24 protein-coding genes are annotated in these 24,771 nt (G+C 66.4%); 7 read left to right on the forward strand and 17 right to left on the reverse strand.

Annotation, left to right across the window (positions count from 1 at the left end; genetic code table 11):
- Window positions 1-6: 6 nt before the first annotated feature.
- Window positions 7-897 (reverse strand): mycobacterial-type methylenetetrahydrofolate reductase, encoded by an 891-nt coding sequence (locus G154_RS21110; protein WP_023985029.1) that lies wholly within the window; start codon window positions 895-897, stop codon window positions 7-9.
- A gap of 47 nt (window positions 898-944) precedes the next feature.
- Here G154_RS21110 and G154_RS21115 point away from each other — a divergent pair, with 47 nt between their 5' ends.
- Entirely contained in the window at window positions 945-1,703 is a 759-nt protein-coding gene (locus G154_RS21115) for a S9 family peptidase (RefSeq protein ID WP_019514302.1), read from the forward strand.
- A gap of 1 nt (window position 1,704) precedes the next feature.
- On the opposite strand, the gene G154_RS21120 is transcribed toward G154_RS21115, so the two are convergent.
- Window positions 1,705-3,045: an FAD-dependent oxidoreductase gene (locus G154_RS21120; RefSeq protein WP_019514301.1), complete on the reverse strand. Its 1,341-nt coding sequence runs from the start codon at window positions 3,043-3,045 to the stop codon at window positions 1,705-1,707.
- A 126-nt stretch (window positions 3,046-3,171) separates the two neighbouring features.
- Here G154_RS21120 and ygiD point away from each other — a divergent pair, with 126 nt between their 5' ends.
- Window positions 3,172-3,939 (forward strand): 4,5-DOPA dioxygenase extradiol, encoded by a 768-nt coding sequence (ygiD, locus tag G154_RS21125; protein WP_019514300.1) that lies wholly within the window; start codon window positions 3,172-3,174, stop codon window positions 3,937-3,939.
- Here the strand turns inward: ygiD and G154_RS21130 are convergent.
- Genes G154_RS21130 through G154_RS21140 form a run of 3 tightly spaced genes read right to left on the reverse strand, consistent with a single transcriptional unit; the run spans window position 3,924 to window position 7,121 of the window.
- Window positions 3,924-5,213 carry a GAF domain-containing protein gene (locus tag G154_RS21130; RefSeq protein ID WP_019514299.1) on the reverse strand — a complete coding sequence of 430 codons (1,290 nt, stop codon included), beginning with the start codon at window positions 5,211-5,213 and terminating at the stop codon, window positions 3,924-3,926. The genes ygiD and G154_RS21130 overlap by 16 nt on opposite strands.
- 43 nt (window positions 5,214-5,256) lie before the next feature.
- Window positions 5,257-6,084, reverse strand: a complete 828-nt coding sequence (locus G154_RS21135) for an acetoin reductase (RefSeq protein WP_019514298.1) — start codon at window positions 6,082-6,084, stop codon at window positions 5,257-5,259.
- Entirely contained in the window at window positions 6,081-7,121 is a 1,041-nt protein-coding gene (locus tag G154_RS21140; RefSeq protein WP_019514297.1) for a 2,3-butanediol dehydrogenase, read from the reverse strand. Before G154_RS21140 ends, G154_RS21135 begins: the two co-directional genes overlap by 4 nt.
- A gap of 95 nt (window positions 7,122-7,216) precedes the next feature.
- On the opposite strand from G154_RS21140, the gene G154_RS21145 reads away from it, so the two are divergent.
- Entirely contained in the window at window positions 7,217-9,046 is a 1,830-nt protein-coding gene (locus G154_RS21145; protein ID WP_023985032.1) for an NAD(P)/FAD-dependent oxidoreductase, read from the forward strand.
- Window positions 9,047-9,163: 117 nt separating this feature from the next.
- Here G154_RS21145 and G154_RS21150 read toward each other — a convergent pair whose 3' ends face one another.
- From G154_RS21150 to G154_RS21165, 4 genes are read right to left on the reverse strand one after another with little or no spacing between them, the layout of a single operon-like run.
- The gene (locus tag G154_RS21150) at window positions 9,164-9,601 is read right to left on the reverse strand and encodes a DUF5078 domain-containing protein (protein ID WP_023985033.1); all 438 of its coding nucleotides are present in this window, start codon (window positions 9,599-9,601) and stop codon (window positions 9,164-9,166) included.
- 11 nt (window positions 9,602-9,612) lie between these two features.
- The gene (locus G154_RS21155) at window positions 9,613-9,942 is read right to left on the reverse strand and encodes a DUF732 domain-containing protein (RefSeq protein WP_019514294.1); all 330 of its coding nucleotides are present in this window, start codon (window positions 9,940-9,942) and stop codon (window positions 9,613-9,615) included.
- 10 nt (window positions 9,943-9,952) lie between these two features.
- On the reverse strand, window positions 9,953-12,856 hold the full coding sequence (locus G154_RS21160; RefSeq protein ID WP_023985034.1) for an RND family transporter: 2,904 nt from the start codon (window positions 12,854-12,856) through the stop codon (window positions 9,953-9,955).
- A 2-nt stretch (window positions 12,857-12,858) separates the two neighbouring features.
- A complete protein-coding gene (locus tag G154_RS21165; protein ID WP_019514292.1) occupies window positions 12,859-13,290 on the reverse strand; it encodes an MmpS family transport accessory protein in 432 nt (143 codons plus the stop codon).
- Window positions 13,291-13,516: 226 nt separating this feature from the next.
- Between G154_RS21165 and G154_RS21170 the strand changes: the two genes are divergently transcribed.
- Window positions 13,517-14,098 (forward strand): TetR/AcrR family transcriptional regulator, encoded by a 582-nt coding sequence (locus G154_RS21170; RefSeq protein ID WP_019514291.1) that lies wholly within the window; start codon window positions 13,517-13,519, stop codon window positions 14,096-14,098.
- Here G154_RS21170 and G154_RS21175 read toward each other — a convergent pair.
- Together G154_RS21175 and G154_RS21180 are read right to left on the reverse strand one after the other, a co-directional pair.
- Window positions 14,072-14,680 (reverse strand): hypothetical protein, encoded by a 609-nt coding sequence (locus G154_RS21175; protein WP_019514290.1) that lies wholly within the window; start codon window positions 14,678-14,680, stop codon window positions 14,072-14,074. The genes G154_RS21170 and G154_RS21175 overlap by 27 nt on opposite strands.
- Window positions 14,681-14,782: 102 nt before the next feature.
- A complete protein-coding gene (locus G154_RS21180) occupies window positions 14,783-16,276 on the reverse strand; it encodes a potassium/proton antiporter (RefSeq protein WP_019514289.1) in 1,494 nt (497 codons plus the stop codon).
- 56 nt (window positions 16,277-16,332) lie between these two features.
- On the opposite strand from G154_RS21180, the gene G154_RS21185 reads away from it, so the two are divergent.
- Together G154_RS21185 and G154_RS21190 are read left to right on the forward strand one after the other, a co-directional pair.
- The gene (locus G154_RS21185; protein ID WP_023985035.1) at window positions 16,333-16,998 is read left to right on the forward strand and encodes a TrkA family potassium uptake protein; all 666 of its coding nucleotides are present in this window, start codon (window positions 16,333-16,335) and stop codon (window positions 16,996-16,998) included.
- A 56-nt stretch (window positions 16,999-17,054) separates the two neighbouring features.
- Window positions 17,055-19,562: an RNA helicase gene (locus tag G154_RS21190; RefSeq protein WP_031601229.1), complete on the forward strand. Its 2,508-nt coding sequence runs from the start codon at window positions 17,055-17,057 to the stop codon at window positions 19,560-19,562.
- A gap of 16 nt (window positions 19,563-19,578) precedes the next feature.
- On the opposite strand, the gene G154_RS21195 is transcribed toward G154_RS21190, so the two are convergent.
- From G154_RS21195 to G154_RS21205, 3 genes are all read right to left on the reverse strand, one after another.
- Window positions 19,579-20,712, reverse strand: a complete 1,134-nt coding sequence (locus tag G154_RS21195; protein WP_031601230.1) for a 1,4-beta-xylanase — start codon at window positions 20,710-20,712, stop codon at window positions 19,579-19,581.
- A 172-nt stretch (window positions 20,713-20,884) separates the two neighbouring features.
- Window positions 20,885-22,063, reverse strand: a complete 1,179-nt coding sequence (locus G154_RS21200) for a zinc-dependent alcohol dehydrogenase (RefSeq protein ID WP_019514285.1) — start codon at window positions 22,061-22,063, stop codon at window positions 20,885-20,887.
- Between the two features lie 66 nt (window positions 22,064-22,129).
- On the reverse strand, window positions 22,130-22,318 hold the full coding sequence (locus tag G154_RS21205) for a hypothetical protein (protein ID WP_019514284.1): 189 nt from the start codon (window positions 22,316-22,318) through the stop codon (window positions 22,130-22,132).
- An 86-nt stretch (window positions 22,319-22,404) separates the two neighbouring features.
- Between G154_RS21205 and G154_RS21210 the strand changes: the two genes are divergently transcribed.
- Entirely contained in the window at window positions 22,405-22,590 is a 186-nt protein-coding gene (locus G154_RS21210) for a hypothetical protein (RefSeq protein WP_019514283.1), read from the forward strand.
- Here G154_RS21210 and G154_RS21215 read toward each other — a convergent pair.
- The 3 genes from G154_RS21215 to G154_RS21225 form a co-directional block, all read right to left on the reverse strand.
- A complete protein-coding gene (locus tag G154_RS21215) occupies window positions 22,587-23,351 on the reverse strand; it encodes an endonuclease/exonuclease/phosphatase family protein (protein WP_019514282.1) in 765 nt (254 codons plus the stop codon). The two genes, G154_RS21210 and G154_RS21215, sit on opposite strands and share 4 nt — an antisense overlap.
- Before the next feature lie 80 nt (window positions 23,352-23,431).
- Window positions 23,432-23,689 carry a hypothetical protein gene (locus G154_RS21220; protein WP_019514281.1) on the reverse strand — a complete coding sequence of 86 codons (258 nt, stop codon included), beginning with the start codon at window positions 23,687-23,689 and terminating at the stop codon, window positions 23,432-23,434.
- A gap of 41 nt (window positions 23,690-23,730) precedes the next feature.
- On the reverse strand, window positions 23,731-24,747 hold the full coding sequence (locus G154_RS21225) for a DNA topoisomerase IB (RefSeq protein ID WP_019514280.1): 1,017 nt from the start codon (window positions 24,745-24,747) through the stop codon (window positions 23,731-23,733).
- Window positions 24,748-24,771: the final 24 nt, after the last annotated feature.

Consider the following 24,771-nt stretch of genomic DNA (forward strand, 5'->3'; position numbering starts at 1 on the left):
ACGAGGCTAGCCGGAGCGGCCCGGCGACCAGTAGTCGAGCATCGCGGCGAAGGTCTCGAAGGCCGGCCGCGACGGACCGTAGGCCGCCTCGAAGTGCACGCTGAGCGGGAAACCGAGGGCGCCGACGCCGTCGATCACCCGCTTGTACAGATCGAGCATCTCGCGGCGCTTCTCGGCCGGGTCCAGCCCGGCGATACGCGTCACGAACTCCTGCTCGGCGGCCACGGCCGCATTACCGGGGTCCTGGATCAGCCAGTTGATCAGGCCGACCTTGGACTCCATCTGCGGCACGAACCCGAAGGACAGCAGGATCTCGGGGCGGTGGTCGGTGGAAGCGGCGAACTCGGTGAGGAAGCCCACGATGGCATCCGAGTACAGCAGCTGGGTCATACCGTAGGTCGCGCCCTGGTCCAGCTTGAACGTGAACCGTCCCTGCTCACCCTCGCGGGTCGGGATGAGGATGACACCGCGATTGGGCACCAGCGAGGCGAAGGTGGACAGCGCATCGGTGGGGGCGACGCCGCCGCCCTCGCCGTCTTTGAGGGTGCGCGGCACGCCCACGAAGGCGATGCCGTCGAAGTGTGCCGCGTTCAGTTCGGTGAGCCGGCCGCGCAGGGCGCTCTCGTCGAGGAAGGACGTCACCTGGGTGCACAGTCCGCGCGCCTGCGGCAGTTCGGGCTGGATCAGCGACCAGTACTCCAGCACATCCATCTTGGGTTTCATCTCGACGGGACGGTCATCGTCCTCGTCGATCATTCCGGGGATCATGATGTGTCCGAGGGACACGCCCGATTCGGCGGACAGTGCCCGCACCTTGGCCGCCTCGTCGACGGCGTACTGCGCACCCCGTTCCACGTTCGGTGGGACGAGTTCGAGTGCGATGGTGTGAAGCGGCACGACCGCCACCCTAAACGGCGCGGTGCCCGCGTGATACACCTCCACCCATGGCGCAACGCTGCATCTTCCCCAGCGCGACGGGGCCGGAGCTGGCCGGGATCATCGACCTGCCCGAGGGACCGGTACGCGGTTGGGGGGTGTTCTCGCACGGGTTCACCCTGGGTAAGGACTCCCCGGCGGCGGCTCGGATCTGCAAACAACTGGCCGCCGACGGCATCGGCATGCTGCGGTTCGACGCACTCGGGCTGGGCGGTTCGGCGGGCGACTGGGGTGACGGGTCCTTCACCTGCAAGGTCGACGACATCATCCGGGCGTGTGCGTTCATGGCCGACCGCGGCACCCCGGCCGATCTGCTGGTGGGGCATTCGTGGGGCGGTGCGGCGGTGATCGCCGCGGCCCGCGACTGCGTGGGCGTGCGGGCGGTCGTGACGGTGGGTGCGCCGTTCGACCCCACCCATGTCGAGCATCAGTACGACGCCTGCCTGGAGCAGGTGTTCGCCGAGGGCAGCGGTCAATGGATGGTCGGCGGCAAGACACTGACCCTCAAGCGGGCCTTCGTCGAGGATGTCCGCCGTGCCGATCTGCGCGACAAGATCCGGGACCTGAAGCTGCCGCTGTTGATCCTGCACTCCCCGACCGACAACACCGTAGGCATCCAGAACGCCAGCGATATCTTCCAGACCGCCCGGCATCCGCGCAGCTTCGTATCCCTGGAGGGCTCCGAGCATCTGTTGACCGGTCCCGGCCAGGCCAAGCGTGCCGGCCGGATCATCGGCGCCTGGGCGGACGCCTACCTGGGCGGGTGAGTCAGGCGCGCCCCGCCGCGATCATGTCCTCGCGCGGCACCACCTTGACGCGTTCGCGGCCCTGCTCGGCGCCGAGGGCGATCTCATGGGCATCCAGGCGCTCCCACTCGGCCCAGGTGGTGTAGTCCACACCTCGGCCCGCCAAGACCTCCAGAATGGCGTCGGGGTCGCTGACCTCGGGCGGGGCGATGGCGGGCAGATCGGCGAGCAGGCTGGAAACCGTCTCGGCCGCATCCGATTTCGTATGCCCGATGAGTCCGATCGGCCCGCGCTTGATCCATCCGGTGACATAGGTGGCGTCGACCACCATCCAGTCGGCGTCGAGCACCCTGCCGGCATCGTTGGGAATCACGCCTGCGTGGTGATCGAACGGCAGATCGGCCAGATGCGAGGACATGTACCCCACCGCACGGTAGACGGCCTGCACCGGCCAATCGGTGAATTCGCCGGTGCCACGGACCGTGCCGTCACCGATGAGTTCGGTGCGTTCGGTGCGCAGTACCTCTACCCGGTCGGTGCCCAGTACCGCGACGGGAGCCTGGCACAGATGGATGTGGATGCGGTGCGGGGCGCCGGTCGGCTCCCGGTCCATGTACTTCATCATGGTGTCGACGACGAGCTTGGTCGCCTTGGTCGAGTTGATGGCCTTCTGGCTCGCCTCGTCGATCTCGAAACCCTCGGGGTGCACGATGACGTCGACACTCGGCGAGTGCGAGAGTTCACGAAATTCCATGGGCGAGAACTTGATCTGGGCCGGGCCGCGCCGGGCGAAGACGTGGACGTCGGTGGCTTGGTTGAGCGCGAGCCCGGCGTAGACATTACCGGGGATCTCCGTGCCGAGTTGTTCGTCGGCAGGTTTGGCCAGCACCCTGGCGATATCGAGGGCCACATTGCCCGCGCCGAGGACCGCGACCTCGCGGGCCTGCAGCGGCCAGTCGCGTGGCACGTCGGGATGCCCGTCGTACCAGGACACGAAGTCCGCGGCGCCGTGACTGCCCGGTAGGTCGATACCCGGGATGTCCAGCGGACGGTCGTGGCGGGCTCCGGTGGAGAAAATGACGGCGTCGTAGTGGCTGCGCAGGTCCGCCAACGAGAGATCGGTGCCGTAGTGGACGTTGCCGATGAACCGAATCTCGTCACGCGAGAGCACTCTGCGCAGCGCCTTGATGATCTCCTTGATGCGCGGATGATCGGGGGCGACGCCATAGCGGACCAGCCCGTACGGGGCGGGCAACCGGTCGAACAGATCGACCCGGGCGTCCGGGTATTCGCTGGTCAGAATGTCGGAGGCATAGATACCTGCCGGGCCGGCTCCGATGACCGCCACACGGATCTTCCGCATCGAGACCTCACTTCCAGATATGGGTAAGGCGACCCTAACTTGGTGCTCACGTACCGCAAGGCCTACCTCCGAGACCTCGGTCACACCGCCCGAGCGGCCGTAGGCATCCGGCGGTAGCGTCGACTCATGAACGCCATGCCCGCAGCGTTCATCGGGCACGGCAGCCCGATGAACGCCGTCGACGACAACCGATACACCGCTTCGTGGCGGGCATTCGGGCAGTCGGTCCCCCGCCCGCGGGCCATCCTCGTCATCAGCGCGCACTGGTACATCAACGCCACCGCCGTCACCACGATGTCCTGGCCGCGCACCATCCATGATTTCTACGGCTTCCCCCGCGAGCTCTACGACATCCGTTACCCCGCACCGGGTTTACCCAATCTGGTCGACGAGATCTCCGCGATCGTCCAACCCACCTGGGTCGGTGCCGACGAGGACAGCTGGGGTATCGATCACGGGGCCTGGTCGGTGCTGGTACACGCCTTCCCCGAGGCGGACATCCCCGTGGTCCAGCTGTCGATCAACGCCGAACAGCCGCTGGAGTACCACCTCAATCTCGGGGCGCGCCTGGCGCCGCTGCGTGACGCCGGTGTCCTGGTGCTCGGTAGCGGCAACATCGTGCACAACCTGCGCCTGATGGACTCCGGATTTGCCGATACCGGATTCGACTGGGCGACACGGTTCGACACCGCGGCGCGGGAGCTGCTCACCACCGACCCGGCCGAGGTACTGCGGTTGCGTGAGCACGCCGACTACCCGATCGCGGTCCCGACGCCCGATCACTTCATCCCGATGCTGTACTTCGCAGGCATCGCCGGCGCCCGACCGGCCTCGGTGCTGGTGGACGGATACAGCTACGGCTCGCTGTCGATGACGTCCTACGTCGCGGACTGACCCCTGGCCAGCCGCACCGCCGGGGCGGTCGAGGACGGCAACAACGCCGCGGGGTCCGCCGGCCGATGCACCCGGACCCCGATGCCGTCACCGAACCGATAAGGCTGCGCCTCGATGATGCCGACGAGTTGCTTACGCAGACGTGACATCTCGGCCCGCACCGTCACCACCCGACTCCGGTCACCGTAGAGGTCGGCCGCCAGCTCCGGCGCGGTACGTCCCGCCCGATGAACGGCGAGCACCAGCAGGATCTCCGCGTGCCGGGGCGAGATGTCCTGCCGCCACGCCCCGGACGGCCCGGCCAGTTCCAGCACCGGCTGTTGGCGCAGGTCCAGCGTCAACTCGGCGGCGGCTGCGCCCTCGTCGTGGGCCGCATCGGAGACCGGGCGCACCAACCACCCGCCCGACAGCGGCTCCAGCTCACACGCCCCCAGCGCCGGTATCCACGCTCTACCCGGTCCGGCCTTCTGCGGCAACATGATCCGGTTGTGCGGCGGCATCGAGTCGACCGCGGCCACCCACCCTTCCGGATCGACGGCCAGCGCCGGCTCGCCCAGCCGGGCCAGCATCGGGGCCGCCACCGCCCGCAGCCGGTCCAGCGTACGGGCGTGCGCCTCCCGCAGCTGCGATTCGGCCAGCCGCGCCACCAGGTCCACCAGCGCGATCGTGGTGGGGTGCACCGTCGAGGCCGGGCCGGACACGTCGACAGCGCCGATCACATGCCCGGTGCGCGGATCCCGGATCGGCGCACCCGCGCAGGTCCACGCGTGGTGACTGCGCAGGAAGTGCTCGGCGGAGAAGATCTGCACCGCACGCCGCGACACCAGGGCGGTGCCGATGGCGTTGGTGCCGACCGCCGACTCGCCCCAGTCGGCACCCTCCACGAACCCCAGCCGGTCGGCGTTGCCGAGCACCCGCGGTGTCCCTGAGCGCCACAACACCCGGCCGCGAGCGTCGGCGACCACCAGGATGTTGCTGCCGTCGGCGATCACCGATTCCAACCCGCGGGTGATGTCCTCCAGAACCGTCACCAGCCCGGAGGACTGGCGCAGCAGATCCAATCCACTGCGGTCGATATCCGGGGGGTCGTGACGCTCGGGGTCGATCCCGCTGTCCAGCAACCGGTTCCAGGAATCGGCAATCACCGGACGCGGCTTGGCCGGCGATCGCCCGCCCGCCATCGTCGCGTCGTAGACCTCGGAGAGCAGCATGGCGTAGCGACGCGGGTCGTCACCGACGGCGACCGCGGGCTCGGGGTTCGAGGCGCCTGCCACTCGTTCGATTGTGCTCCCCGTCACACGGGCTGTCACGCGCGGGTCACCGGTAGACCATGCCTCCGTCGATCAACCCGGCCTGACCTGTCATGTAGGCCGCACCGGGTCCGGCCAGGTAGGCGACGAATCCGGCGACGTCCTCCGGGGTTTCCGGCCGCCCCAGGGCGATGGTGGCGGAGAACTTCTCGAAGGTCTCCCCCTCCTTTGCACCGGTCAGTTCGGCGAACCGCTTGTCGATCTCGACCCACATATCGGTGCCGACCACCCCTGGGCAGTACGCGTTGACGGTGATGCCGTCGGCTGCGTGCTCCTTGGCCGCAGCCTGGGTGAGCGCCCGCACCGCGAACTTCGTCGCGCTGTAGGGTCCGAGCATCGCAAAACCCTCGTGCCCGGCGATGCTGGACGCATTGATGATCCGGCTGATCTTGCCGCGCTCTTTGTTTCCGAGCGCGATGAACTTGGCGACGGCGGCCTGAATACCCCACAGCACACCGTCGACATTGATGGCCCACAACCGCGACAGCTGCTCGGGGGTCACCTCGGCGATCGGCCCGACCAGCGCGATACCGGCGTTGTTGACCATGATGTCGAATCCGCCGAGGGCCGCGGCGGCATGCTCGACGGCGGCGAACACCGCATCACGGTCCGAGATGTCGGCGACGAATGTGGTCACTTTGGAACCGATTTCGGCGATCTCCTCGGCGACCTGGGCCAGCGCGTCCGGATGGATATCGACCAGCGCGATATCGGCACCCTGGCCGGCCAACTCATGGGCGATACCGCGGCCGATGCCGCGGCCCGCACCGGTCACCAAGGCCACCTCGCCCAGCAGCGGGGCGGGGATCGTTCGTGTCGTGTCCGTCTGCGTCATGGTTGCACCAGTACTTTCATCTTGGTTCCGGCATGCAGGGCCTCGAAGCCCTCGTCGATGACATCGTCGAGGCCGATGGCGGTCACCCAGCCGGTGGTGTCGTAGGCGCCCTCGGCCATCAGACCGATGACGGCCTGGAAATCGGCTGCGGTGTAACACAATGAGCCCTGGATCCGGGATTCGTTCATCACCAGGTTCAGCAGCGGGGTGGTCAGCGGCTTCTCGTAGATCGCGACGCTGACCATCGCCTTGCGCGCCCCGACGCATGCCAGGGCGGTCTCGACCGCCGGTGCGACACCGGCGGCGTCGTATACCGCGCCCGCGCCATGCCCGTCGGTGTGATCGGCGATGAAGCCCGGGACGTCCAGTGCCGTCGGATCCAGCGTGCGGGCACCGAGCGCCTCGATGGCCGACCGTCTCGTCGCCGAGGGTTCGACGACGAACACATCCTCGATGCCTTTGCCGCGCAGCGCGAACCAGAGGCCGATACCGATCGGTCCGGCACCGAACACCATGGCGGTGCGGTCGGGGTCGGGATCGCCGAGGGTGGCGGCGTGATAGGCCACCGACATCGGTTCGACCAGGGCGCCGAGTTCGAGCGAGACATTGTCGGGCAGCTTGTGCAGCATGTCGGTCGGCACCACCGTGTACTCGGCCATCCCACCGTCGGACATCAGACCGTGAAATCCGATCTGTGCGCAGATGTTGTAGGTGCCGGCCAGACATGGTCCGCACCGTCCGCAGCGGTAGATCGGCTCGATGGCGACCCGGTCGCCCTCGGCCCACCCGGTGACCCCCTCGCCGAGCGCGGTGATGGTCCCGGAGAACTCGTGGCCCATCACGATGGGCAGTTGCGCACCGGTCAACGGATGCGGTTCGGTCGGCACGAAGATGGGGCCCGCGTAGTACTCGTGCAGGTCGGTGCCGCAGATGCCGTTGTAGCCGACCTGCACCTTCACCGTTCCCGGCCCGGGCTCCGGTTCGGGGACGTCGGTGACATCCACTTTGTTGGGTCCGTAATACACAGCTGCTTTCATGCTCACATTCCTATGTGAGCTGGCGCACAGCCGAAAGGGTTGCAGGGGGTTGCAGGTCTTGCGCCGCCGCGAGCCACGGGTGTGAGCTGGCGCACATGACTCAGATGATTGATGCGCCCGCCCCCGTCCGCTCACCGCAGGACCGGGTGGACGCCTGGCTCTCCGAATTCGAGACCGCGCTGGCCACCCGCGATACCGATCACGCCGTGGGGTTGTTCGCCGTCGACAGCTTCTGGCGTGACCTGGTGTCCTTCACCTGGAACCTGAAGACGCTCGAGGGTCGCGAGAGCATCGCCGCCATGCTGACCGAACGCCTCGCCGGCACCGATCCGGCGGGGTGGCGCACCCGCGAGACACCCACCGAGGATGACGGCGTCGTCACCGCGTTCATCGAGTTCGAGACCGCCGCCGGCCGGGGCATCGGCCATCTGCGGCTGCGTGACGAGGACGGCACCGACCGCGCCTGGACGCTCCTGACCGCGCTGCAGGAGCTCAAGGGACACGAGGAACCCAAGGGAACGCGCCGTGTCATGGGCGCGGTCCACGGCAGCGATCCCGATCCGCGGTCCTGGGCCGAGCGCAAGGCCGCCGAGGACGCCGAGCTGGGCCGCACCGTTCAGCCCTACACGCTGGTGATCGGCGGTGGCCAGGGCGGTATCGCGCTCGGCGCGCGGCTACGTCAACTCGGGGTGCCGGCGATCGTGGTCGACAAGCACGAGCGGCCTGGCGACCAGTGGCGCAAGCGCTACAAGTCGCTGTGCCTGCACGATCCGGTCTGGTACGACCACCTGCCCTACCTGCCCTTCCCGCAGAACTGGCCGGTGTTCGCGCCGAAGGACAAGATCGGTGACTGGCTGGAGTTCTACACCAGGGTCATGGAGGTGCCGTACTGGTCGAAGACGAGCTGCCTGTCCGCCACCTTCGACGACGAGTCCCAGACCTGGACGGTGGAGGTCGACCGCGACGGCGAGCGGCTCACCCTGCATCCCACCCAGCTGGTGCTGGCCACCGGCATGTCCGGTAAGCCGAATGTGCCGGTGTTCCCCGGCCAGGACGAGTTCCGCGGCGATCAGCACCACTCCTCGGCACATCCCGGTCCCGACGCCTACGTCGGCAAGAAGGCCGTGGTGATCGGCTCGAACAACTCCGCACACGATATCTGCAAGGCGCTGTTCGAGAACGGTGTCGACGTCACCATGGTGCAGCGATCCTCCACGCATATCGTCAAATCGGACTCGCTGATGGAGATCGGTTTGGGCGCACTGTATTCCGAGCAGGCGCTGGCCGACGGGATGACCACCGAGAAGGCCGACCTCACATTCGCGTCGCTGCCGTACCGGATCATGCACCAGTTCCAGATCCCGCTGTACGACCAGATGCGCCAGCGCGACAAGGAGTTCTACGAGCGGCTGGAGGCGGCCGGGTTCGAATTGGACTGGGGCGACGATGGTTCCGGTCTGTTCATGAAGTATCTGCGGCGCGGGTCGGGCTACTACATCGACGTCGGCGCCTGCGATCTGGTCGCCGACGGCAGCATCAAACTCGCCCACGGCGACGTGGAACGGCTGACCGCGGACTCGGTGATCCTGGCCGATGGCACCGAATTACCGGCCGATGTGGTGGTCTACGCCACCGGGTACGGCTCGATGAACGGCTGGGCGGCCGACCTGATCGGCCAGGACGTCGCCGACAAGGTGGGCAAGGTGTGGGGCCTGGGCAGCGATACCACCAAGGACCCGGGACCGTGGGAGGGCGAGCAGCGCAACATGTGGAAGCCCACCCAGCAGCCCAACCTGTGGTTCCACGGCGGCAATCTGCATCAGTCGCGGCACTATTCGCTGTATCTGGCGCTCCAGCTCAAGGCCCGGTACGAGGGGCTGCCGACGCCGGTGTACGGGCTGCAGGAGGTACATCACCTGTCCTGACCGCTCCCCTCCCTCGGCGAGCAGACGCGTATACCCCCAAACAGGCAGACTTTCAGGGGTATACGCGTCTGCTCGTGGGGAGAACCACGGCCGCCAATCTATCCGCTCAGGCGCAGGTCACCAGACCCAGACCGACATATCGTCGGGCGGGTAGTTCTGGCAGACCGCGGTCGACGCCGCGACGACGCCCTTGTTGTTGAAGAAGATCTTGGCCCAGTTCGGCCAATTCCAGGCCAGCTGCTCGTAGAAGGCGTTGGTGGCCGTGTCCTCCGAGTACTGCCGGCGGCCCGCGTAATCCATGGCGAAGAACCAGTGGATGCGGTCCTGGACGGCGCGGTGCACCTCGGGGGACTTGTTGTTGTAGTCGATCATGTAGCGCTCGTAGTAGACCGGGTTGGTGTCGCGGGTGGCGGCCAAGATCTGCTCGGCGGTGCACGGGGTCTTGAGGATCTTGCTGGGAATCGGGTACTCGTCGGTGGCATCGGCGGAGGCGACCGGTGCGAGCGTCAGTGCCGCCGCGGCGGCCAGCGCGGCCAGTGTCAGCTTCTTCATCATCGTTGTCTCCCTTACTGGGTGAGCAGGACGCGCTTGTCGGGGCAGTAATAGTTCATCGCGGCGCCGAGGAATTGGTAGGTCTGTTCGGTGCTGGTGCCACGCGCCAATTGATCGGAGACGAACTTCGCCGAGTCGCGTGCGGTGGCATCGACACCGCGATCGAGACGTTTGCAGGCGATCTTGCCGATCCAGGCGTTGAAGTCCTTCTGCCCGTAGATGCCGTAGGTGTGTAGTTCCTTGGCGAAGTCGCTGTCCGGATCGGCCTGCGCGGGCGCGGCCAACGCCAGGGAACCCGCCGCCAGTGCTGCGGCCACCACCGCGGTGAATCTCGTCGTCGCCATCACGGACTCCTTACTTCTCCGGTGCGCCGGCCGACACCGGTTCTGTCGGCGGCGTGGGCCACGGGGACGGCAGCGGCCGTCGGCGGACCTGCTGGGGCCACCAGAACCACTTACCCAACAGCGCCGCGATCGAGGGTGTCATGAAGGCCCGGATCACCAGGGTGTCGAACAGCAGACCCAGACCGATCGTAGTGCCGACCTGACCCATCACGGTCAATTCGCTGACCGCCATCGAGATCATCGTGAAGGCGAACACCAGACCCGCGGCCGTCACCACCGAACCGCTGCCGCCCATGGCGCGGATGATCCCGGTGTTCAGGCCGGCGTGGATCTCCTCCTTGAGCCGGGCCACCAGTAACAGGTTGTAGTCGGCGCCCACCGCTAGCAGGATGATGACCGCCATCGGCAGCACCATCCAGTGCAGCGGGATACCGATGATGTGCTGCCAGATCAGCACCGAGATCCCGAATGCCGAACCCAGTGAGATGACGACGGTGCCGACGATCACGGCGGCGGCCACCACACTGCGGGTGATGAGCAGCATGATGATGAAGATCAGGGCGATCGAGGCGATCCCGGCGATGATGAGATCCCAGTTCGCGCCGTCCTGCATGTCCTTGTACGTGGCGGCGGTGCCGCCGAGGTAGATCTTGGAGCCCTCCAGCGGGGTGCCCTTGATCGCCTCCTTGGCGGCGTTCTTGATCGCATCGATACGGGCGATCCCGGCGGGACTCAGTGGGTCACCGTCGTGGCTGATGATGAAGCGCACCGCATGCCCGTCCGGGGACAGGAAGTTCTTCATCCCGCGTTTGAAGTCTTCGTTCTCGAAGGTCTCCGGCGGGAGATAGAACGAGTCATCGTTCTGGGCGGCGTCGAAGGCCTCACCCATCGCCGACGAGTTGTCCTGCATCGCCGACATCTGATCCTGGATGCCCTTTTGGGTCTGGTACATGGTCAGCATGTAGCGCTGCATGTTCTTCATCGTCGCGATCATCTGCGGCATGAGGACGACCATCTGGGGCATCAGCTCGTTGAGACGCTCCATGTCCGGGATGATCTCTTCGAAGTTGTCGGTCATCACGTCGATACCGTCGAGGGTGTCGAAGATCGACCGGATGGCCCAGCAGCCCGGGATGTTGAAGCAGTGCGGTTCCCAGTAGAAGTAATTGCGCATGGGCCGGAAGAAATCGTCGAAATTGGCGATGTTGTCCCGCAATTCGGCGATGTCGAGCGACATGTTCTTCATCTTGGCCACCATCGACGCCGTGGTCTGCGCCATCTGCACGGTGATGGAGTTCATCTTCTCCATGCTCGTGATGGTGGTCTGCATGTCATCGGCCTGCTTGAGCATGTTGGCCATCATGTCCTGCTGGTACTTCTCGTTCATTTTCTGAGTCGTACCCTGCATGCTGATCTGGAACGGGATCGAGGTGTGCTCGATCGGCGTGCCCTGCGGGCGGGTGATCGCCTGCACGCGTCCGACGCCCTCGGTGCGGAAGATGGCCTTGGCGATCTTGTCGATCACCAGGAAATCCGCCGAGTTACGCAGATCGTGATCGCTTTCCACCAGCAGCAGTTCGGGATTCATCCGCGCTTGCGAGAAGTGCCGCTCGGCGGCTGCGTAACCCTCTTGGGCGGGCAGGTCCGTCGGCAGGTAGTTCCGGTCGTTGTAGTTGGTCTGGTAGCCGGGCAATGCCAGCAGACCGACCATCGTGATGGCGATGGCGCTGACCAGGATCGGGCCGGGCCAGCGCACGATGGCGGCACCGATCTTGCGCCAGCCGCGGGTGCGCATGGCGCGCTTGGGTTCCAGGGTCTTGCCGAACCGCGAGGCGATGCTGACGATCGCCGGACCCAGGGTCAGCGCGGCCAGCACCACCACGATCATGCCGATCGCCAGCGGGATACCCAGGGTGACGAAGTACGGCATGTTCGTGAAGTGCAGGCAGAACGTGGCGCCCGCGATGGTCAGACCCGATCCCATGACGACGTGGGCGGTGCCGTGGAACATCGTGAAGTAGGCGGCTTCTCGGTCCTCACCCTCGGCGCGGGCCTCTTGGTACCGGCCGAGCAGGAATATCGCGTAGTCCGTCGACGCGGCGATCGCCAGCGTCACCAACAGGCCCGTCGCGAAGACCGACAGGCCGATGATCTCGTGGTACCCGAGGAAGGCGACGACCCCGCGCGCGGCGAGCAGACACATCACCACCATGACCAGGGTGACGATCGTGGTGACGAACGACCGGTAGATCAACAGCAGCATCACGATGATGACCAGGAACGTCAGCCCCTCGATCACCTTGAGGCTGCGGTCGGCCGCGATCTGCTGGTCGGCGGCCAACGCCGCCGGGCCGGTGACGAACACCTTCAGCCCAGGCGGCGGCTGCATCCCGTAGACGATGTCCTGGACCTTCTCGATGGACTCGTTGGCCAGCGCCTCACCCTGGTTGCCCGCGGTGTAGACCTGCACATAGGTGGCTTTGCCGTCGCCGCTCTGGGCGCCGGCCGCGGTCAGCGGGTCGCCCCAGAAGTCCTGGACGTGCTGGACGTGCTCGGGGTCGGCCTCGAGCTTGCCGATCATCTCCTTGTAGAAGTCGCGATCGGCCTCGTCGAGCTGACGATCGGCCTCCAGCACGATCATGATCGAACTGTCCGAGGTGAACTCGTCGAAGACGGTGCCGACCCGTTTGACGGCGATCACCGACGGGGCATTCGACGGGCTCATCGACACCGACCGCATCTGGCCGACTTCTTCGAGCTGGGGTACCGCCACGTTCAGCAGCCCGATCAGCACCGCCCAGATGATGATGATCGGCAGAGCCAGGGTCCGGATCCACCTGGCGATACCGTCACCGCGGTGGGCCTTCGCGACCGGGATGGCGTCGGTGCGGGGTTCGGCACCGCCGTCGGTCATGGTCATGCGGACTTCACCAGGCAGTAGGTGTGCGCGCCGACACCGTTGACCGTACGCTCGTCCTTGACCTCGTCGTCGACGGTGATCCGGCAGGACAGGGTGCTGCCGTCACCTTGGCCAGAGATGGTCGGGAACACCGACGGCGCGGTGGTGCTCAGCGTGATCTCCCAGGGCAGCGTGACGTTGTCCGCGCGCACCGGCTTGGCGTCCAGGTCCATGTAGTTGACGTTGGCCGTGGCGCCCGGCTCGCCCCAGACCTCGTACTTGACGACCTTGGGATCGAACGGCTCGGAGTCGTCGGCGGCGCTGTTCTCGGTGGACACATATCCCGGCCCGGTGCCGAAGAACGTCCGCACCCGCATCACCGTGAACGTACTGACGAACACCACCGCGAGGATCACCAGCGGGATCCAGATCTTCTTCAGCACGTTCACTGCTGAGATGCCATTCGCTCTGTGACCTTTCATACCGCGTGGGGCCCACGCCCGGACGCCGGTCAGAGTAGCCTTGTCCGACTGCGGTCAGGTTAGCCATGCGGCTAAGCTTCTACAAGTCGCACGGCTAGAAAATGTGACGAGCGCTACTCATCTGCCGCGACGCTGGACGCGACATGCCAAGGTGTCCGGGAAACAAGGCGTCAGGGAAAGGAGGAGGTGCCCAGTGGCCAAGCCGGTATCGCAGCGCGGGTTCGCGCGCGAGCGGGTCATCGAGGCCGCGCTGCACCTCTTCGCCGAGCGGGGCGTCAACGGGACCTCGCTGCAGATGATCGCCGATCACCTCGGCGTCCGGAAAGCCGCGATCTACTACCAGTTCCAGACCAAGGACGACATCGTGCTCGCGGTGGTGCGCCCGGTGTTCGACGATATGGAGCGCCTGGTCCGCATCGCCGAGTCGATCTCGTCGGCGGAATCCCGGCGCGACGCCGCGATCAGCGGGTTCGTCGAACTCGCCGTCCGGCACCGCCGCATCGGATCGATGTTCTACGGCGACCCTGCTGTGTTGACGCTGGTGCAGTCGCACCGCGAGTTCGAGGAGATCACCGACAGTCTGCGCGAGTTGCTGATCGGTACCACCCATGACGCCGAAACCCGGGTGACCATCGGGATGATCACATCGGGCATCTTCGGCAGCACCGCCGAGCCGCGCCTGCAGGACATCGCCGATGCGGACCTGCACCGGATACTGCTGGACTGTGCGCAGCGGATGCTGCAGTCGTCACGACCCGCTGAAAATCTCACCTAGTTGCCCGCCGACCTCCGCGGGTCCCGGTGGCGGCAGCGGGGTGGTCACCGTGACCGTCGTCGTGGGCCGGGTGGTCGCCGTGGTGGTGGGGGCTGACGACGTCGGTGTGGAGGACGTCGGGGCCGACGACGTGGAAGTGGACGTGGACGTGGAGGTGGACGTGGACGACGAGCTGCCCGAGGTGCCGGGTTCGTGCACGTCGATCAGTGGCTCTTCCCGGATGACATCGTCGCCGACGCTGAACACCAGCGATTCCGGCGTCACGGTGTAGGACTGTCCCTCGTTGAAGGCCACGTACCCGGTGCCGGAGCGGGTGGCCGACAGCACCAGTCGGGCACCGTCACGCACCCGGACGCCGCGGTATTCGAAGCCACCGTCGGGATCGGCGCAGATGGCCACCCGAGAGGTGTCGGTGGCGCCGAAGATCACCGCGGTGTCGGGGGAAGCGCAGCGGGCGAACGAACCGAGGTAACCCTGGTCGTCGGATTCGGGGGCGGCACCGGCCGGACCCGAGAACACCAGCAGCGCGGCACCGGCCACCGCGGCGGCGGCGGACAGTTGAAGAGCGGGCGTGGCGGTCATCGACTCAAGCTGACCATGCACAGGCGCATTTCGGCCACCCGACGCGCCGTCGGTGGACGTAATTGACACCCAACAGCCGGCGGTCGCCGATCCGGCGATCCACTAGGGGTCGCCGTACTCGTCGAACCAATGAGCCAGCTTGCCCCGGCGGCTGACGGCGCGCAGCCGGGCCTCGGCGGCGGCCCGCATCTTCGCGGTGGTCACGATCAGCAGTTCGTCACCGGTGGCGATGCGGGTGTCCGGAAGCGGCACAAAGGTGTTGCCGTCTCTGATGATCAGGGTGATCACGGCGGGATCGGGCAACCGCAGTTCCAGGATGCTGACATTGTGCAGACGCGATGGTGACTGCACCGTCATCGTCAGCAGCTCCGCGTTCAGGACATCCAGGGGCGCCGCCTCGACCTGGATCTCACGGGTGGCGCCGGAGTCGGTGAGCCCCAACAGCCGGGCGACCAGGTGCAGGCTGGGCGCCTGGATCAGGGTGAAGATCACCACCAGGACGAACACGATGTTCAGCAACCGCGAGCTGCCAGACACCCCTGCCACGATCGGGAACGTCGCCAGCACGATCGGGACGGCACCGCGCAGCCCCGCCCAGGACAGGAAGAGCTGCTCGCGAAGCGGGATACCGAAGCCGACCAGCGACGCCGCCACCGAGACCGGTCGGGCCACCAGCAACAGCACCAGACCGATGACGATGGCGGGCAACAGATCCCGGCCCAGCTCGCTGGGATCGACCAGCAGACCCAGCAGCACGAACAGCCCGATCTGGGCCAGCCAGCCAAGGCCCTCGGCGAAGGACCGCGTCGTCGTCCGATGTGGCAGGCCGGAATTGGCCAGCACGACCGCGGCCAGGTAGGCGGCCAGGAAACCACTGGCGTGCACACTGCCCGCGGCGGCGAAGGCCACCACGCCCAATCCGAAGGTGGCGATCGGGTACAGCCCGGACGCCGGCAACGCCATACGGCGCAGGGTCAGTGCACCGACGAATCCGGTGACCAGGCCGATCGCCGCGCCGGCGACGAGTTCGAAGACGATCTCCCACAAGGTGCCCGCCGGTTCGAAGACGAACGGCACGACGCTGAACATCAGCACCAAGATCACCGCCGGGGCATCGTTGAATCCGGACTCGGCCTCCAACAACCCGGCCAGCCTGCGGGGCAGCGGTAGCACCCGCAGTACGGAGAAGACCGCGGCCGCATCGGTGGAGGACACGATCGCGCCGAGCAGCAATGCCAGCTGCCAGTCGAAGCCGAGCAGGAAATGGGCGCCTGCCGCCGTGAGCGCCGTGCTGACCACCACCCCGACCGTGGCCAGCGCACCGGCGGGTGCCAACACCCTTCGGATATCGGCGAATCGGGTGGTCAACCCGCCCTCGACGAGGATCACCGCCAGGGCGGCGGTGCAGATGTTGCGCGCTGCCTCGACGCTGTCGAACTGCAGGCCGAGCCCGTCCTCACCGAGCACCACGCCGACCAGTAGGAAGAACAGCAGGGCCGGGAAGCCGACCCGGGTGGCCACCCGGGTGCCGACGATGCTCGCCAGCAGCACCAGACCGCCGATCAGCAGCGCCAGGTACAGCTCGTGCAGCGTCATTTCGCCCCCGCCCCCTTACCGCGATAAGTCAAACTAGCGGGGTGGCAGTGCGCAAGATGCGTATCGGGGTGGCCGGCGCGGGCAACGTCGGCAGATCCGTGGCGGGCGAGCTCGCCGGCTACGGCCACAAGGTGTTGTTGATCGAGCGGGAGCGACGGCGCTTCGAGCCGGATTCCGTGCCGGCCGCGGACTGGCTGCTCGGGGACTCCTGCGAGCTGTCGACGCTGGAGGAGGCCGGGGTACACACCTGCGATGTGGTGATCGCCGCCACCGGGGACGACAAGGCCAACCTCGTCATCGGGCTACTGACCAAGACGGAGTTCGGTGTGCCCCGGGTGGTGGCCAGGATCAACGATGTCGACAATCAGTGGCTGTTCGGCCCCGCATGGGGTGTCGATGTCGCGGTATCGACGCCCGGCGCCCTGGTCGCCGCCGTCGAGGGTGCCATCGACGTGGGACACCTGGTTCGCCTGATGGGCCTGCGCGAGGGCCGCGCGGCGCTGACGAAAATCACTCTGCCCCAGCTTGATCCGCTGGTCGGATGCCGAGTCGATCAGTTGGATCTGCCGGCGAACACCGCCCTGGTGACACTGGTGCGCGCCGGCACCGTGCTGGTGCCGGCTCCCACCGACGTGTTCGCCGCAGGGGATGAGTTGCTGTTGATCGCCGACAGCGCGCTGACCTGGCCCGGTGACAGCCAGACGATGCGGCTGCCCACCTGAGCCGGACAACCCCCGACCTCGCCGTCGTGGTCGCGTCGGGCAGGCTGGTGGTCGACATGACTGCCGCTCCCCTCTCACCCGACCCGGATGCCGACCCCGATGCGCTGTTCACCGCCTTCGGTGAGTGGGCGGCGGGCAACGGCACCCAGCTCTATCCCGCGCAGGAGGAGGCGCTGATCGAGTTGGTCTCCGGGAGCAACGTGGTCCTGGCGACACCGACCGGATCGGGCAAGTCACTGGTCGCCACCGGCGCCATCTATGCCGCGCTGGCCGGTGATCGGGTCAGTTTCTACACCGCACCGATCAAGGCTCTGGTCAGTGAGAAGTTCTTCGCCCTCTGCGAGGTGTTCGGAGCAGACAATGTCGGCATGCTGACCGGGGACGCGTCGGTCAACGCCGACGCCCCGATCATCGCCTGCACCGCGGAGATCCTGGCCAACGTCGCCCTGCGGGAGGGCAGCGACGCCGATATCGGTCTGGTGGTGATGGACGAGTTCCACTTCTACGGTGATCCCGACCGCGGCTGGGCCTGGCAGGTTCCGCTGCTGGAGTTGCCGAGGGCCCAGTTCCTGCTCATGTCCGCCACCCTCGGTGATGTCACATTCCTGCGCGAGGACCTCACCCGGCGCACCGGTCGACCCACGGCGCTGGTCACCGGCGCCGAACGTCCGGTGCCGTTGTTCTATACCTATGCCACGACGCCGATGCACGAGACGATCGGTGAATTGCTGAACACTCGGCAGGCGCCGATCTACGTCGTGCACTTCACCCAGGCCTCCGCGCTGGAGCGGGCCCAGGCCCTGATGAGCGTCAACGTGTCCACCAAGCAGGAAAAGGCCGCCATCGCCGAACACATCGGCGCCTTCCGGTTCTCCACGTCATTCGGGTCGACGCTGTCGCGGCTGGTGCGCCACGGTATCGGCGTCCACCACGCCGGCATGCTGCCCAAATACCGGCGGCTGGTCGAACAACTCGCCCAGGCGGGTTTGTTGAAGGTCATCTGCGGTACCGACACCCTGGGTGTGGGGATCAACGTGCCGATCCGCACGGTGGTGTACTCGGCGCTGTCGAAATACGACGGCACCCGTACCCGGTTGCTCAACGCCCGCGAGTTCCATCAGATCGCCGGGCGCGCGGGGCGGGCCGGATTCGACACCATCGGCAACGTCGTGGTGCAGGCGCCCGAGCACGAGGTGGAGAACCTCAAACAATTCGCCAAGGTCGCCGAGGATCCCAGAAAGCGACGAAAGCTGGTACGTCGCAAAGTTCCCGAGGGGATGGTGCCATGGAGCGAGAAGACCATGACCCGACTCGTCGAGGCCACTCCCGAAGCGCTCACCAGCAGCATGCGGGTCTCGACGGCCATGGTGCTCGATATCGTCGACAGGCCCGGTGACCCGTTCGCCGCGATGCGCCGGTTGCTCACCGACAATCACGAACCGCGCAAGCGGCAACTCAGGCTGATCCGCGAGACGCTGGGCATTGCCCGCTCCCTGCTGCAGGCCGGGATCGTGCAGCGCCTCGACACCCCGGAGCCCGACGGGCGGCGCTACCGGTTGACCGTGGATCTGCCGGCCGACTTCGCGTTGAATCAGCCGCTGTCCACCTTCGCACTCGCGGCGGTCGACGTACTGGACACCAGCGCCGAAACCTATGCCCTGGATGTGGTTTCGGTGATCGAGGCGACACTGGAGGATCCCCGCCAGATCCTGGCCGCACAGCTGAAGAAGGCCAGGGGCGAGGCGGTCGCGGCCATGAAGGCCGAGGGCATCGAGTACGACGAGCGTATCGAACTGCTCGACGAGATCAGTTATCCGAAGCCGCTGGCCGAGTTGTTGGAGCACACCTTCGCGGTGTATCTGCAGACCAATCCATGGGCCGCCGACGGGGCGCTGTCGCCCAAGTCCGTGGTCCGCGAGATGTGGGAAAAGGCCATGACGTTCCGGGAATACGTCAGCCAGTACGGGCTCACCCGTTCCGAGGGTGCGGTGTTGCGTTACCTGTCGGATGCGTTCAAGGCGCTGCGCTCGGGTGTGCCGACGGCGGCGCGCACCGAAGAGGTCAACGATATCGTCGAGTGGCTCGGTGAGCTTGTCCGCCAGGTCGATTCGAGCCTCCTCGACGAGTGGGAGCAGCTGACCAGCCCCGAACTACCCCACGATGTCCCGGTGGCGGTACCGGCACGACCGCGGCCGCTGACCGGCAACGACCGCGCCTTCACGGCCATGGTGCGCAATGCCCTCTTCCGCCGGGTGGAGCTTTTCGCGCGACGACGCTGGACCGAACTGGGTGAACTCGATTCCGGCTCCGGATGGAACGCCCAGCGCTGGGCGGAGGTCGGCGCGGACTATTTCGACGAGCACGACGATATCGGCATCGGTCCGGATGCACGCGGACCCGCCATGGTGATCATCGACCGTCAACCGAACCGATGGGAAGTGCGCCAGATCATCGACGATCCTGCACGCGAACATGATTGGGCGATCGTCGCCGAGATCGACCTGGCCGCCTCCGACGAGGAGGGTGCAGCGGTGGTCCGCCTGATCAGCGTGGGCACGGACTAGCTGGCGGCGCCGGAGCTCACGGAGATCCGGTGAGGCTGCGCAGCGTGTCGATCTCCCGCGGTCGGTATGGCCGGCCGTCGTCGAACATCAGGTCGTGGAACCACTCCCGGGGCGGGTCGAGATAGGGTTTGTCCCAGGAGTCCCACGGCAGGTAGGTCTGCGTCTTACCTGCCACCAGGCCCCAGGTGTATGCGCCGACGTGGCGCCGCTTGGCCACCGGAAGCACGCCCTCGATGGTGCTGCCCTCGGTGCGCGCCAGGTATTCGGTACACATCATCGGTCTGCCCCATGGCTGGAGCTCCTCGATGCGCCTCTCGAATCCGGCAGGGTTGTCATAACTGTGGAAACTCAGCACATCGGCGAGACCCAGTTGAATGGACGCCATCTCGCTACGCCGGGCGGCGTCACGCCATTCGCCTTCCCAAACCCCGGTGGTCAGCGGTTGGATCGGATCCACCATGCGGGCCCAGCGGAACACCTGCGGCAGCAGCTCGGCCACCAGTTCGGACTTGTCCTTGCGTTCGGTCTTCGCATAGACCGCGGCGGGATTGTCCGGCTCGTTCCACAGATCCCAGCCCAGGACCCGATCGTCGTTGCGGAACTGGCCGATTACCCGGATGACATACTCCTGCAACACCTGCCGGTAGCGCCGGTCGTCGAGGCGTTCGGCACCGGGGCTCTGCACCCAACCCGAGTTGTGCACCCCGCGGGTGGGCGCCCGTTGCGGCCCACTGCGCGGCAGCGGATCCCAACACGAATCGAAAAGGACCAACAGCGGCCGAATGCCGTGCTTTGCCGCGATATCCACGAATTGGCCGAGGCGATGGTGGAATCCGACCCGATCCTGCGTCCACAGCTGATCGTGCAGGAAGACCCGCACCGTGTTCAATCCGATCGAGCGGGCCATCCGCAACTCGTTGTCGATGCGTGCCGGGTCGAAGGTCTTTGCCTGGAACATCTCCAGCTGGTTGATGGCATTCGAGGTGATGTAGTTGGCGCCGACCAACCAGCCCTGTGCGCGAAACCACCGGTGCGCACGATCGGTCGACCATCGGCCCGCCACTGCCGCCGAGGCGGTGGGCGTCGCCGACAGGGCCGCAGCCGCAGGCGCCGCGAGCAATGGAACCTTGAGGAGTGTTCTGCGGCGCACCGTTCGATCTGACCGAATCCCTTTGGTGTGTCTCAGATCACGTAGCAAGTTGTCGTCCTTCGATTTCGCAGTGGTCATCGATCCCCCGGACAGCCGTACCGTACCCGTATCGGCACCGGCGTACACAAATCGACCCGGCGCTGGGTGCGCCGGGTCGATGTGTTGTCACTGTTCAGGGCGTGAGAATCACCTTCACCGCACCGTCGGCCTTGCGCTGGAAGATGTCATAGGCGTGCGGCGCCTGATCGAGCGGCAGCACGTGGGTCGCGAAGGTGTCGACACCGAGCGGGTCGTCATCGCCGAGCAGCGGCATGATGTCGTCCACCCATTTCTTGACATTGGCCTGGCCCATCCGGAGTTGAACCTGCTTGTCGAACAGCGTCAGCATGGGCAGCGGGTCCGCCATTCCGCCGTAGACACCGATCAGCGATATCGTGCCGCCCCGGCGGACGATGTCGATCGCCGAGTACAGCGCATCCAGCCGGTCGACACCAGCCTTCTGCAGCAGCGGTTTGGCCAGGGCATCGGGCAGTAGTCCGCTGACCTGTTGTGCCACTTTGGCTATCGGTGAGCCGTGGGCCTCCATACCGACGGCGTCGATCACCGAATCGGTGCCGCGACCGCCGGTGAGTTCCCGGATTGCCTCGCCGAGTTCCGGGTTCTGGTCGAGGTCGAGCGTGCGCAGTCCCCGCTGTTGCGCACGCGCGAGACGCTCGGGTACCCGGTCCACCGCGATGACGTCGTATCCCAGATGGGCGGCGATGCGTGCGGCCATGTCGCCGATCGGTCCGAGGCCGAGCACCGTGACCGAACCACCCTCGGGGATGCCGGCATAGGCCACCGCCTGCCAGGCGGTCGGCAGGACGTCGGACAGATAGACGAATCGCGAGTCCGGCGGGCCCTCGGGCACCTTGATGTGGGTGAATTGCGCCTGTGGCACCCGCAGTAGTTCGGCCTGCCCGCCCGGCACCTGTCCGTAGAGTTCCGAGTAGCCGAACAATGCGGCACCCATCCCGTGTTCGCGTACCTGGGTTGTCTCACACTGCGTGTAGAGGTCGAGGTCGCACATGTAGCAGGAACCGCACGAGATCTGGAACGGCACCACCACCCGGTCGCCGACCTTGAGGTTCCCGACTTCGGCGCCCACCTCCCGCACGATTCCCATCGGTTCGTGGCCGAGGATGTCGCCCGGATTCATGAAGGCCCCCAACACCTCGTACAGGTGCAGATCGGAGCCGCAGATATTGGTGGAGGTGACTTCGATTATCGCGTCGGTGGGCTGTTCGATCTTCGGGTCGGGTACCTGTTCGACCCGAACATCGCGTTTTCCTTGCCAGGTGACAGCTTTCATGGAGCAGGCGATACCCGGGCACCACGGTCCGAAACGGGCAACACGCAACCCCGGCTGGTTCCGACGTCAGTCGGACGCACCCTCGCTGTCGTCGAAGAAGGCCCATCCGTCATCGGACTTGACCTCCATGCGCCAGCCGAGTTCGGAGTTGTCTGCCTTGGAATCGACGAACCAGGCGTGCGCGTCCTGGGCGCTCTCGATGTCTTTGGTGTCGACGACGTCGCCGTGGGGGTTCAGAACTCGGTAAGTAGCCATAGCTCAAGTACTTTCCCGTTTTCGGCCCGACTAACCCAGGTATGCCGGTGCCGATTGGCCATCGCCGTCGTGGGTACCCGTTGGCGATGACAGGTCCAGATCCCGAAAAGCATGAGTCCGAGCACGGCGAATCCGACGTCGATGACGACCCCAAGGTGGCCGGCTCGCGCGCCGACGGCGACGACGGCGGCTCATACGTGGGCCGAACCTTCTCCGATGACGATTTCGATACCGGGCAGACCGGTGCCGAGGCGCGCAGCGAGGCCGACTAACGCAGTTCGATATCGACGACCAGCGGGCGGTGATCGGACAATTCGACGGTAGGTGCCTCGGCGTAGCGCGCGCGCAATCCGGGAGCGTCGGTGAGGATGTGGTCGAGCTGCCTGTTCGGGGCGTCCGCGGGAAAGGTCGGAGCACTGGCCAGCGATCGAAACCCGGTACAGCGGGCCACGATATCGGGGGGCAGATTCAGATCGCCGGTCAGGATGCGCGGGCCCGGTAGCCCCTGCAGATTACGCACCAACCGGCGCAATTGCCGGCGATTCCATCCCGGTACGAACGACAGATGGGTATTGGCAACCGATATCGGCCCCAGCGGCGTGTCCAGTGCGGCGATCACGGCGGCACGGGGTTCCTCCTTGACCATGACCATCTTGCGGGGCCCCGGTAGGTACAGCGGAAATCGCACCGGAATCCGGGGCATCCTGACCACCTGCCAACTGGCGGCCGGGAACCGGGAAAGCAGCGAGATACCGTACGCCGCGGTGCCCAGCTGTTCCGCACCGTCGGCCGCCATCCACGTGGCGCCCGGTGTTCCTGCGATCGCGGCAACGAACTGGTGCGCCACCGCACCCATCGCCTCGGCCGCCACCGCGGTGAGATCGGCGCGACCCGATCGCTGCTGCTCGAGATCGACCTCCTGCAGCGCGAGGATGTCCGGATCGAGGCGTTTTATGCACTCGGCCAAGCGCTCGGGATGTACGCCCCCGCCGACAGTGCGTCCGTGCAGGATGTTGAAGGTGGCGATCCGCATGATCAATGGATACCCCAGGTTTGCTTCCCGATGTCGAGGACGCCGTCGTGGCGCCGGCCAACCGCCCCCGAGCCGACCGATCAGTGAGTGCGCAGCTTGTCGACGAGCTTGTCCTTGGTCAGTTTCGAGTAGCCGGTCATACCGAGCTCCTTGGCGCGCTTCTTGAGGTCGGCGACGTTCCAGTCCTCGTAGGATCCCGACTCGCCCCCTTTGCGCGCCACCGCGGATTTGCCGCGCGCAGCGACCGCGTTGGAAATGCGCGCCGCTTTTTCCTTCGAGTTGCCCTGCTCGCGCAGGTCTTCATACATCTTCTCGTTCTTGATCGATGAATTCGGCATGTGGGTGGATTCCCGGCCGCGTGCCGGGCGAAACGGGGCCGTCAGCCCTTGGCGACCTTGCGGACCAGGCTGCGGGTCGCCTTCTCCAGGATTGCCACGGCAGCCGCCCGGTCCTTCTGCCGTGCGGCGCGTTTGGCCGCGGCGGCGATGGTTGCGCCCTGCTCGTAGCCGGCGACCACCCGCGGATCGACATACGAGCTCCGCGCCACCGCCGGGGTGTTACCGAGTTCCTCGGACACCTGCTTCATCACCCCCGACACCGCGCGCTTGCGTCCGCGTTCCGTCTCGCCCGGATCGGCCTCGGCGAAGGCCGCGGCCGCCAGCACCGTACCGTGCCAGGTGCGCAGATCCTTGACGCTGTACTCGTCGCCGACCAGCTCCTTGAAACGCGTGTTCAGGTCCGATGCGTGGATCTCGACCCAGCCCGAATCGTTGCGGCACACCAGCAACCGCTCGGTACGGGCATCGCGGCGCAACAGCGCGCGCACGGCGCGCAGCACCTCGGGATCATCGATCTCCCATGTCCTGCGCACGCCGCTCTTGGCCGGGAAATCGAAGGCCACCGCGCCTTTTCGCAGGGTGACATGCTCGCATTGCAGGGTCGCCAGTCCGTAGGACTCATGTTCCTCGGCGTACTGCTCGCCGCCGGCGCGGAAATAGCCGAGATCGAGCAGGTGTAATGCCAGCGCCAGCACCCGGTCACGGGACAGCCCGCGCCCGGTGAGGTCTGCGGCGATCCGCGCACGCCACGCGGGCAACGCAGTCGACATCTCCAGCACTCTGTCGAACTTCTCCTCGGCGCGCTCCTCCTGCCAGGCCTGGTGGTAGAGGTACTGCCTGCGGCCCGCGGCATCGGTGCCCACCGCCTGGATGTGACCGTTGCCGTACGGACTGATCCACACCTTGCGCCAGGCCGGCGGGATGACGAGATCCTTGATGCGGGCCAAGTGGTCGGCGTCCGCCACCGGGTCACCGTCGGGACCCCGATAGGTGAAGCCTTTTCCCTTCCGCAGCCGGGTGATACCCGGTCCGTCGAGAACGCTCCGCCGCAACCGCATGCGTCCTATTACCCTGGTGGCGAG

It is taken from the genome of Mycobacterium sp. VKM Ac-1816D, from assembly GCF_000416385.1.
Taxonomy (GTDB): Bacteria; Actinomycetota; Actinomycetes; order Mycobacteriales; family Mycobacteriaceae; genus Mycobacterium; species Mycobacterium neoaurum_A.